The 8,536-nt window shown below is 37.2% G+C and carries 14 protein-coding genes; 9 read left to right on the top strand and 5 right to left on the bottom strand.

Features of this window, described 5'->3' with window-relative positions:
- Positions 1 to 167: 167 nt before the first annotated feature.
- From QM818_RS08845 to QM818_RS08835, 3 genes are all read right to left on the bottom strand, one after another.
- A complete protein-coding gene (locus QM818_RS08845) occupies positions 168 to 971 on the bottom strand; it encodes a peptidylprolyl isomerase (RefSeq protein WP_084947549.1) in 804 nt (267 codons plus the stop codon).
- 305 nt (positions 972 to 1,276) lie between these two features.
- Complete coding sequence (locus QM818_RS08840; protein WP_001041097.1) at positions 1,277 to 1,501, bottom strand: helix-turn-helix transcriptional regulator; 225 nt, start codon at positions 1,499 to 1,501, stop codon at positions 1,277 to 1,279.
- A gap of 2 nt (positions 1,502 to 1,503) precedes the next feature.
- Positions 1,504 to 2,100, bottom strand: coding sequence for a hypothetical protein (locus QM818_RS08835; protein ID WP_261081229.1), 597 nt, complete (start codon positions 2,098 to 2,100; stop codon positions 1,504 to 1,506).
- Between the two features lie 804 nt (positions 2,101 to 2,904).
- On the opposite strand from QM818_RS08835, the gene rpsP reads away from it, so the two are divergent.
- The 8 genes from rpsP (at position 2,905) to QM818_RS08795 (ending at position 6,871) form a co-directional block, all read left to right on the top strand.
- A complete protein-coding gene (gene rpsP / locus QM818_RS08830; protein WP_000268760.1) occupies positions 2,905 to 3,177 on the top strand; it encodes a 30S ribosomal protein S16 in 273 nt (90 codons plus the stop codon).
- A gap of 19 nt (positions 3,178 to 3,196) precedes the next feature.
- Positions 3,197 to 3,436 carry an RNA-binding protein KphA gene (gene kphA / locus QM818_RS08825; RefSeq protein ID WP_000379617.1) on the top strand — a complete coding sequence of 80 codons (240 nt, stop codon included), beginning with the start codon at positions 3,197 to 3,199 and terminating at the stop codon, positions 3,434 to 3,436.
- 45 nt (positions 3,437 to 3,481) lie between these two features.
- Positions 3,482 to 3,808 carry a MazG nucleotide pyrophosphohydrolase domain-containing protein gene (locus QM818_RS08820; RefSeq protein ID WP_261081230.1) on the top strand — a complete coding sequence of 109 codons (327 nt, stop codon included), beginning with the start codon at positions 3,482 to 3,484 and terminating at the stop codon, positions 3,806 to 3,808.
- A 43-nt stretch (positions 3,809 to 3,851) separates the two neighbouring features.
- Positions 3,852 to 4,367, top strand: a complete 516-nt coding sequence (locus QM818_RS08815; protein WP_261081231.1) for a hypothetical protein — start codon at positions 3,852 to 3,854, stop codon at positions 4,365 to 4,367.
- A 107-nt stretch (positions 4,368 to 4,474) separates the two neighbouring features.
- On the top strand, positions 4,475 to 5,263 hold the full coding sequence (locus QM818_RS08810; protein WP_261081232.1) for an alpha/beta fold hydrolase: 789 nt from the start codon (positions 4,475 to 4,477) through the stop codon (positions 5,261 to 5,263).
- Positions 5,264 to 5,293: 30 nt separating this feature from the next.
- On the top strand, positions 5,294 to 5,812 hold the full coding sequence (gene rimM, locus QM818_RS08805; protein ID WP_173251645.1) for a ribosome maturation factor RimM: 519 nt from the start codon (positions 5,294 to 5,296) through the stop codon (positions 5,810 to 5,812).
- Positions 5,802 to 6,521 (top strand): tRNA (guanosine(37)-N1)-methyltransferase TrmD, encoded by a 720-nt coding sequence (gene trmD, locus QM818_RS08800; RefSeq protein WP_414300175.1) that lies wholly within the window; start codon positions 5,802 to 5,804, stop codon positions 6,519 to 6,521. Before rimM ends, trmD begins: the two co-directional genes overlap by 11 nt.
- 11 nt (positions 6,522 to 6,532) lie before the next feature.
- The gene (locus QM818_RS08795; protein WP_001196040.1) at positions 6,533 to 6,871 is read left to right on the top strand and encodes an ATP cone domain-containing protein; all 339 of its coding nucleotides are present in this window, start codon (positions 6,533 to 6,535) and stop codon (positions 6,869 to 6,871) included.
- Positions 6,872 to 6,901: 30 nt separating this feature from the next.
- On the opposite strand, the gene QM818_RS08790 is transcribed toward QM818_RS08795, so the two are convergent.
- Positions 6,902 to 7,222 (bottom strand): hypothetical protein, encoded by a 321-nt coding sequence (locus tag QM818_RS08790; RefSeq protein WP_261081233.1) that lies wholly within the window; start codon positions 7,220 to 7,222, stop codon positions 6,902 to 6,904.
- A gap of 98 nt (positions 7,223 to 7,320) precedes the next feature.
- Between QM818_RS08790 and QM818_RS08785 the strand changes: the two genes are divergently transcribed.
- Positions 7,321 to 7,536: a YdbC family protein gene (locus tag QM818_RS08785; protein WP_261081234.1), complete on the top strand. Its 216-nt coding sequence runs from the start codon at positions 7,321 to 7,323 to the stop codon at positions 7,534 to 7,536.
- A 207-nt stretch (positions 7,537 to 7,743) separates the two neighbouring features.
- Here QM818_RS08785 and QM818_RS08780 read toward each other — a convergent pair whose 3' ends face one another.
- Entirely contained in the window at positions 7,744 to 8,280 is a 537-nt protein-coding gene (locus tag QM818_RS08780; RefSeq protein ID WP_261081235.1) for a biotin transporter BioY, read from the bottom strand.
- Between the last annotated feature and the right edge of the window lie 256 nt (positions 8,281 to 8,536).

Raw genomic sequence — 8,536 nt, 5'->3', positions numbered from 1 at the left:
ATGAATCTTTCTAATGAGTTGTTTGATCGCTTTTCATTATAGATCTTATGGGACTTTTTTTCTACACAAAAATCGGCTCTATAATATCTATAGGGGGTTACCCACTACAAATATTATAGAGCCAAAAGAAATACAGTATCGAATGTGGATACTGTATTTTTTGGTTTTTAAGATTTAAAATCGTAGTCTTTAACCACCTCGATGCTATCGATAGTAATAGCAGTTGTTGGTTTGTCTTTCTCATCTTTTTCGGCTTTAGCAATCTTATCTACTACATCCATACCGTCAATTACTTGACCAAAGACTGGGTGTTTGCCATCTAGACTAGGGTTTCCCCCTTCTTTATAGGCTTCGATGATTTTCTTTGGATACTTGCTTGTAGGGAGTTTAGCAGAGGTATCTGTGGAGTTTTGGTTGATAAAGAACTGGCTGCCGTTGGTGTTTGGTTGACCAGTATTAGCCATAGAAAGAGCGCCACGGATGTTATAGAGATAAGGAGTAATCTCGTTTTTGAAACCAGTTCCCTTGTCTTTAGTCTTATCCTTGTCATGCCAGATGGACTGACCACCTGTACCGTCTCCTTTTGGATCTCCAGTTTGGACCATAAAACCATCGATGACACGGTGGAAGGTAATGCCGTTATAGTAGCCTTCTTTGGCATGAGTGAGGAAGTTTTCAACCGCTAGAGGAGCCAGTTTAGGGAAGAGTTTGATACGGATATCTCCTTGACTTGTGTGGAGAATCACTTCAGCCTCGTCTTCAGCAACTTCTTTAGATAGTTGTGGGAAATTGGCGTTTTCGTTTGTTAAAGCATCGTTTAGCTCCTTGGCAGATTGGGCTGCTGCTTTGGAGCTTTCCTCAGCAGCCAAGCTAGAATCTACATAGTCATCACCACGCAAACTACGTTGGATGTTGCTACATCCAGCTAGAGCTACAGTGGATAGTAAAAGAAGGGTTGCTAGTTTTTTCATTCTGTTCCTCTCAAAAATCTATTTCTACCATTGTACCCTAAAAGGAAGTGGATTTCAAATGTTAGTGACAAGGTAGTTTAAGAGAAAGCCAACCATAAAGTCTCTTGCTTAGGGGCATCAATACCATAAGTATACTCAAAGTATTTTGGAAACTAGATCTTAAGAAAGCTCGTAAAGCATCACAATTAGTAAAGGTTAATTCGAAAGAATTACTATATTTTAAAAGAGCACATTTTCAAAGGATTTTTTCTTTTGCCTTCAATTCCTAATTAATCAATGAACTTAATACTAGGTCTCGAAAAGAATTATGCTTCCTCTTTCTGTCTGAGTTCAAAGAGGTCTTCTACTTTCAGATTAAAAACTTGAGCAATTTTAAGAGCCATTTCCAGCGAAGGATTGTAACGGTTATTTTCCAAGTGCAGAATTGTCTCGCGTCGCATGCCGATGAGGTCGGCTAACTCCTGCTGGGTCATGCCTGTGGACTCACGAACAGATTTGAGATTAGTAATAATCTTGCTTTCTTTGGCCATGCTTATCCTCTACGTTCCAAGATAAAATAGACAACCGCAAAGATGAAAATCAAGGCAGCTATGCTAATAAATATCTGTCCCATGTAAAGAGTGAGAGACCCCATATACCCAATGATAACTGCTAGTATCATCAGTGCGCCTAGTATAAAAACAAACATCAAGCTAGCTGCCTTGGCTAAATTAGCATAAAAGCGTTCGTCCGGAGTTTCCTTGACATTTTTCAAGGAGAAAAAAACAAATACAATCACTTCAATAACGAGGCCAATTCCTAAAATCCATTCTTTAATACCAGAACTTTCGCTTGGGTTCGCAATCCAAATTCCTACTGTATAAAAAATGCTTGCTGCAAACACAAGTATCGTGTAAAGCTTAGCAGACAAGTCGAAAATAATCTTTCCCTTACTTTTCTGACTCTTATGAGGCCATTGTTTCATATGTAGCCAGCCCCAAATAGCTACAATCTGACCTAACACTGAAATACCAGCAATAACTAACTTGGGTCCCCAACTAAGATTAGAACCAAATAAAACAATAAAATCAATAAAGAGAGCTACGGCAATCATTGCAATGAGGCCACGCATTTTTTGACTTTTTTTCATGATAGACTCCTTTTTTGTGTTATAAATATATAACACTTAAATTTTATGTTACAAATATATCACATTTAAATTTAGAAAGCAAGAATTTATGTGCCAAGGTGGCAATTATTTGAAAAATTTTTTTAATAAAAGCCCTCGATAGTCAAACAACTAAAGAATTCTTTGAAGCAATGCATCGGATTTGGTTTGGATAGTTTCGTTAATAATATCTGATGATAAAAAATTTTTGGAAAATCTAGATACTGTATGAATCTCTACTTTTTTCTTAGACTGTTATAAACTCTGTCAGAATAAGCTTTGTAGGTGTAGAAGTTAATTTTTACAGAACTAAATTATTCCTCTATTTAGAATCTATTAATTCATATTTTATAAATTAATTAGTAGATATCGTTCTTAAAATCCTTGATATTTCGTTTGGGAACGGGCTTAGGATTTAGGAGCCAAGTATCCAAATCTCGTTCAGGCGATATGAAGGGTTTGAGTTGATGGTCTTTATAAAATGTTTCTAATACTCTTCGAAAATCAAATTCAAACTACGTCAGCTTTGCCTTGCCGTACTCCAGTACAGCCTGCGGCTAGCTTCCTAGTTTGCTCTTTGATTTTCATTGAGTATAAAATAGTATTCACGGCTAGCTTCTTTCAAACATTTATTTCCTACTTCTAACAAATTTATAAATGGTTTAAGAATTTTATAGTCTGTCAAGTTTTTTTCTTGACACCTGCCAGAAATCTGCTATAATAGAACATGTGCTAAATAGCTTAGCTATTTCACTCAAATAAAAAATAAGAAAAGAGAATTTAAAAATGGCAGTTAAAATCCGTTTGACTCGTATGGGTTCTAAGAAAAAACCTTTCTACCGTATCAACGTAGCAGATTCACGTTCACCACGTGACGGACGTTTCATCGAAACAGTTGGAACTTACAACCCACTTGTTGCTGAAAACCAAGTAACTTTGAAAGAAGACCGCGTTCTTGCATGGTTGGCTGATGGAGCTCAACCTTCAGATACAGTTCGCAACATCCTTTCAAAAGAAGGTGTATTGAAAAAATTCCACGATTCTAAATTCTCAAAATAAGTTTAAAGTAGGTTGACAGATGGATACGATTGAAAATCTCATTATTGCGATTGTGAAACCCTTGATTTCACAACCAGATGCCTTAACTATCAAGATTGAAGATACACCAGAGTTTTTGGAATATCATTTGGATCTTGATCAAAGCGATGTGGGTCGTGTAATCGGTCGTAAGGGTCGCACTATTTCTGCGATAAGAACGATTGTCTACTCTGTCCCAACTGAAGACAAAAAAGTAAGAATCGTTATTGACGAAAAATAAGAAGGGCGGGACAAATGTCTCGCTTTTTTTTGCAAGGAGCAGGATATGAAGGATTTAACGTTTAGACAATTACAAGACTACTTACTGGAACATTACAAGCAGTCTCGGACTGAAGAAGCTCTCTTTATGAAGTTAGTGGAGGAAGTCGGAGAAGTAGCTGAGATTTTGAATGGTCGTTCTGGTCGAAAAGAAGGAGTTCAAGATTCGAACGAGGAACTAGCAAAAGAATTGGCTGATATCATTCACTACACTGTCGCAATTGCGGCCATCAACGACATAGATCTAACCAAGACCATTTTTGAAAAAGACAAAAAGGCGGCTATCAAATATCAGCATGAACGAGATTTGGAAGGCTTTTTAAAAGAAAACTGAAAAAAGAATGAATATTGATTGTGTTTTTAACATAGATTGGTCAATGTATATTGATTGGCTATTACGAATTTTACAAATTGCGACATTTATTGCTGTGATTATAAAGATAACGTTCCAAAATAAGGTTTATATCAATAATATTGAAATCAAGGAAATTAAACCATTCGAGTTTGAATCTTTACATACAAATTTTCACTATATTCATGAATTTACGCATAATATAAGTAGCAAACCTTTTAATCATTTGATTTTTTATCCCAAAGAAGTTGATATTGAAATAGTAGAATTTTATTCTTTAAACTATGATTCAAGAAGCAATTGTTTGATTGTTAATAATAAACTGCATACAGTTAAAAATTTAAAGAATTATACATGCTTATTGATTCATACTAATTTACCAGAGAATATGCCTAGTTTAAGAATGAAATGGAAAACAAGTCAGGGTGAAATTGGGGAATATACATTTTATAGCAATATGTATAACGGGAATGTAAATATCTCATCTTTCAAATATAAATTAACATTAAAGAGGAAAATATTAGCACTTTTTGGACTATAGCGGGCCCCCTATGTATTTTCCTCTAACTTGAGAAAATCTTTGGAACGTGATAAAATAAAGGATAAGGATTTTTAATAATTCATTATATAGAATGAGTGGATTTCTTTATGAAGAGGTTTGAAGTATCTACAGAAATTGGTAGTCTCTCTGTTACTTATCAAAAACAAAAGAAAATGCTAGTTTGTTTAAGTGGCGCAGGTTTGCTACCAAGTTATGAAAATTTTTCACTTATACTTGAAAAACTTCCTCCTACAATTGGTTATTTGACAATTGATTTTCCGAATACAGGTAGGAGTCCGATTCATGACCAAACTGGAAAAAATCTAGATAATCTTGCAGATGCGGTTTATGAAGTACTTGAAGAATTAGGGATTTCTGAATATATACTTTGTGTACATAGTTTGAGTGGAATTTTAGCTTGTGAATTGCTCAACAAACCAATTAAGTGTCAGGCATTAGTAGCGCTTGAACCGACAACTAAAAAAGTCATGTTTGCTGATTTTTCAGAAGATCCTTATCCAGAAATGGAAGAGCAGATGAGGCTGATTGAGGAGTGTGGTCCTGAACTTTATTTTAAGAACTTAACTCAAGCCACATTTAGCCCTGAAATTAATAAAGAAATCTGGGAAATAATGCAAGAAAAAGGTTCAGAGTTGGAAAATCAAGATCAAGGATTTCAGATATCTGGAGAGATTACTGAGGAAGATTTTGAGAATGTATTTGTAGAAGCTCATATCCCTGAGTTTATTTTTTGTCAGGCTTATAGAGAAAAAGAGTACAGAGAATCAGAATATTGGACTTCCAATACTAAACTCATTTTAGGAGGGAATCACCATTATTTACAATGGTCAGAATCAGAAAAAATTGCGACTATTATTCGAGAATTGTCAGAATAAGATGGAAAGAAGGAGAGTACAGGAGACAAGATGAACTACTTTAATGTTGGGAAAATCGTCAATACGCAGGGATTGCAGGGTGAGATGCGAGTCTTGTCTGTGACGGATTTTGCAGAAGAACGGTTTAAAAAAGGGGCTGAGCTGGCTTTGTTTGATGAAAAAGATCAGTTTGTTCAAACAGTGACCATCGCTAGCCACCGTAAACAGAAGAACTTTGACATTATTAAATTCAAAGATATGTACCATATCAACGCTATCGAAAAGTATAAGGGATACAGTCTCAAGGTTGCTGAGGAAGATTTAAATGACCTAGACGATGGTGAATTTTATTATCACCAGATTATCGGTTTGGAAGTCTATGAGGGAGAGAACCTGATTGGAACCATCAAGGAAATCCTGCAACCAGGTGCCAACGATGTCTGGGTGGTCAAGCGGAAAGGCAAGCGTGATTTATTATTGCCTTATATCCCACCAGTGGTTCTCAATGTTGATATTCCAAATAACCGCGTCGATGTGGAAATCTTAGAAGGGTTAGACGATGAAGATTGATATTTTAACCCTTTTTCCAGAGATGTTTTCTCCGCTAGAGCACTCAATCGTTGGAAAGGCTCGAGAAAAGGGGCTCTTGGATATCCAGTATCATAATTTTCGAGAAAATGCTGAAAAGGCCCGCCATGTCGACGATGAGCCCTACGGAGGCGGTCAGGGGATGTTACTTCGAGCCCAACCCATTTTCGATGCCTTTGATGCTATTGAAAAGAAAAATCCGCGCGTCATTCTCCTAGACCCAGCTGGCAAGCAGTTCGATCAAGCTTATGCTGAGGATTTGGCCAAAGAAGCGGAACTGATATTTATCTGCGGTCACTATGAGGGCTATGACGAGCGTATTAAGACCTTGGTGACAGATGAGATCTCCTTGGGCGACTATGTCCTGACTGGAGGAGAGTTGGCGGCTATGACTATGATTGATGCTACGGTACGCCTGATTCCAGAAGTGATTGGCAAGGAGTCTAGCCACCAAGATGATAGTTTTTCTTCAGGCCTTCTTGAATATCCTCAGTACACACGTCCCTATGATTATCGAGGCATGGTTGTCCCAGATGTTCTGATGAGCGGGCACCATGAAAAGATTCGTCAGTGGCGATTGTATGAGAGTTTGAAGAAAACCTATGAACGCAGACCGGATTTGCTTGAACATTATCAACTGACAGCAGAAGAAGAAAAAATGCTGGCAGAAATTAAAGAAAACAAAGAATAAAGGAGAAACCTATGCAAGTAATCAAACGTGATGGAGAAATTGCTGAATTTAATCCAGACAAGATTTACCAAGCTATCTTAAAAGCAGCCCAGACTGTCTATGTATTGACAGATGATTTGCGTCAAAACCTTGCACAAGTCACTAAGAAAGTGGTTTTGGATTTGGAAGAAGCCAAGGTGGAACGTGCTACCATCAGCATGATTCAGTCTATGGTTGAACATCGTTTACTGGGTGCAGGTTACATTACCATTGCAGAACACTACATTTCCTATCGTCTACAACGTGACTTGGAAAGAAGTGGTTATGGAGATCATATCGCAGTTCATTTACATTTTGAACAAATTCGCTAAGAAAAAAGAGTGGGATGAAGCAACTACATCTCACTCTTTCTTAAATCTATTTTTTTGGGCTGTTTGGACGGTGGAAGGGACAAATCGTAGGCGTTGAATATCGCTTATGCGGATAATACGGCTCATATTTTTGGCAAAATTTTTCACGATAATTTGCTGGCGTTGCTGATCGTATTTGATGATGTCACCTGTAAAACTTGTCTCAGACAAGATAAGGTGAACAGCGCTTTGTTTCTGGATAGCCTCTTCAATAGTGGCTGTAAGGGAGTTACTTTCAGTCTGGTCAGGTTGGTCATGTCCATTTAAAAAGTCATGTATTTTATCTAGAACTTGCTGGAATTTATGTCTCATATTGGCCTCCCTTCTTTTATATCAATATTATATAAAATTTTCCTAAAATCTACAAGATTTTACGAATAATCAAATGAAAGCTAAAAAAGGAGAAGAAAATGGCAGAATTTACATTTGAAATCGAAGAGCACTTGTTGACTCTTTCTAAAAACGAAAAAGGTTGGACCAAGGAAATCAATCGTGTGAGCTTTAATGGTGCTCCTGCAAAGTTTGATATTCGTGCTTGGAGTCCAGACCATACTAAAATGGGCAAGGGAATTACCCTCTCCAATGAAGAATTCCAAACCATGGTGGATGCCTTTAAAGGCAACTAATACTCAATGAAAATCAAAGAGCAAACTAGGAAGCTAGCCGCAGGTTGCTCAAAACACTGTTTTGAGGTTGTAGATGGAACTGACGTAGTCAGTATCCTACACATACGGCAAGGCGAAGCTGACGTGGTTTGAATTTGATTTTCGAAGAGTATAAGTTTTCAAAATGAAAGAAAAGGATACTGAGTTATGACAACTCGATATCCTTTTTTAGTTAGCAAAGTAAGCCTGATTTTTAAGGCGTTGAAGTAATGGACGGCTAATAAAACTAATAGCAATAATTTTACCAAGATCTGGGATGATAAAGGGAAATACCCCCACAGCAAGAGCTTTTTCAAATGGCATTCCAGCTAGGAAATGCAAGCTAAGAATCCCGCCGACAAAGACAAGGGCATCACCCAAGAGGTTTGCAAGAAAAATCTTGACAACTCCACTCTTGCTGTTAGTTAGAGAAGAGGTAAGTCCAGAGTAGACAAGATAAAACCAAAGATAACCTGCAGTAGGACCAACCAACGCCTGCAATCCAGCTCCCCCTCCTGCAAAGACAGGAAGACCGATAGCTCCTAGAAGAAGATAGAGTCCAACAGAAAGTACAGCCTCTCTCGGTCTAAAGACAGTAGCAATCAAGCCGATTGCAAAGTTCTGCAGAGTGAAGGGAACAGGTCCAATTGGAAGACTGATTTGTGCCAAAACAGCAATGAGAGCAGCCCCAATAGCAGGGATAGCATAAACGTGAGCTTTTTTCAAAATAGTTAACCTCTTTTCTTATGTATAGAAACTATTATACTTAATTTAATATTATTGTCAACCTATTTTTATAACAAAGGTAACAAAAAACTGTAACGGCCGATTTTGCTGACTGGGTAAGTTGTTTTCAGGCTCTATAATATTTGTAGTGGGTAAATCCCCTATGAATCTTATGGAGCCTATTTTTGTGTAGAAAAAAAGTCCCATAAGATCTATAATGAAAAGTGACCAAACAACTCATTAGAAAGATTCATAT

Origin of the sequence: Streptococcus mitis (assembly GCF_047464035.1) — a bacterium.
GTDB lineage: Bacteria > Bacillota > Bacilli > Lactobacillales > Streptococcaceae > Streptococcus > Streptococcus mitis_DX.
Note: the sequence above shows the minus strand (reverse complement) of the source record. Positions and strands in the feature narration are given on the sequence as shown.

What these genes read in the sequence shown, in the direction of transcription:
- QM818_RS08845 (WP_084947549.1), bottom strand. Translation starts at nt 971, where the DNA reads ATGAAAAAACTAGCAACCCTTCTTTTACTATCCACTGTAGCTCTAGCT.
- QM818_RS08840 (WP_001041097.1), bottom strand. Translation starts at nt 1,501, where the DNA reads ATGGCCAAAGAAAGCAAGATTATTACTAATCTCAAATCTGTTCGTGAG.
- QM818_RS08835 (WP_261081229.1), bottom strand. Translation starts at nt 2,100, where the DNA reads ATGAAAAAAAGTCAAAAAATGCGTGGCCTCATTGCAATGATTGCCGTA.
- rpsP (WP_000268760.1), top strand. Translation starts at nt 2,905, where the DNA reads ATGGCAGTTAAAATCCGTTTGACTCGTATGGGTTCTAAGAAAAAACCT.
- kphA (WP_000379617.1), top strand. Translation starts at nt 3,197, where the DNA reads ATGGATACGATTGAAAATCTCATTATTGCGATTGTGAAACCCTTGATT.
- QM818_RS08820 (WP_261081230.1), top strand. Translation starts at nt 3,482, where the DNA reads ATGAAGGATTTAACGTTTAGACAATTACAAGACTACTTACTGGAACAT.
- QM818_RS08815 (WP_261081231.1), top strand. Translation starts at nt 3,852, where the DNA reads ATGTATATTGATTGGCTATTACGAATTTTACAAATTGCGACATTTATT.
- QM818_RS08810 (WP_261081232.1), top strand. Translation starts at nt 4,475, where the DNA reads ATGAAGAGGTTTGAAGTATCTACAGAAATTGGTAGTCTCTCTGTTACT.
- rimM (WP_173251645.1), top strand. Translation starts at nt 5,294, where the DNA reads ATGAACTACTTTAATGTTGGGAAAATCGTCAATACGCAGGGATTGCAG.
- trmD (WP_414300175.1), top strand. Translation starts at nt 5,802, where the DNA reads ATGAAGATTGATATTTTAACCCTTTTTCCAGAGATGTTTTCTCCGCTA.
- QM818_RS08795 (WP_001196040.1), top strand. Translation starts at nt 6,533, where the DNA reads ATGCAAGTAATCAAACGTGATGGAGAAATTGCTGAATTTAATCCAGAC.
- QM818_RS08790 (WP_261081233.1), bottom strand. Translation starts at nt 7,222, where the DNA reads ATGAGACATAAATTCCAGCAAGTTCTAGATAAAATACATGACTTTTTA.
- QM818_RS08785 (WP_261081234.1), top strand. Translation starts at nt 7,321, where the DNA reads ATGGCAGAATTTACATTTGAAATCGAAGAGCACTTGTTGACTCTTTCT.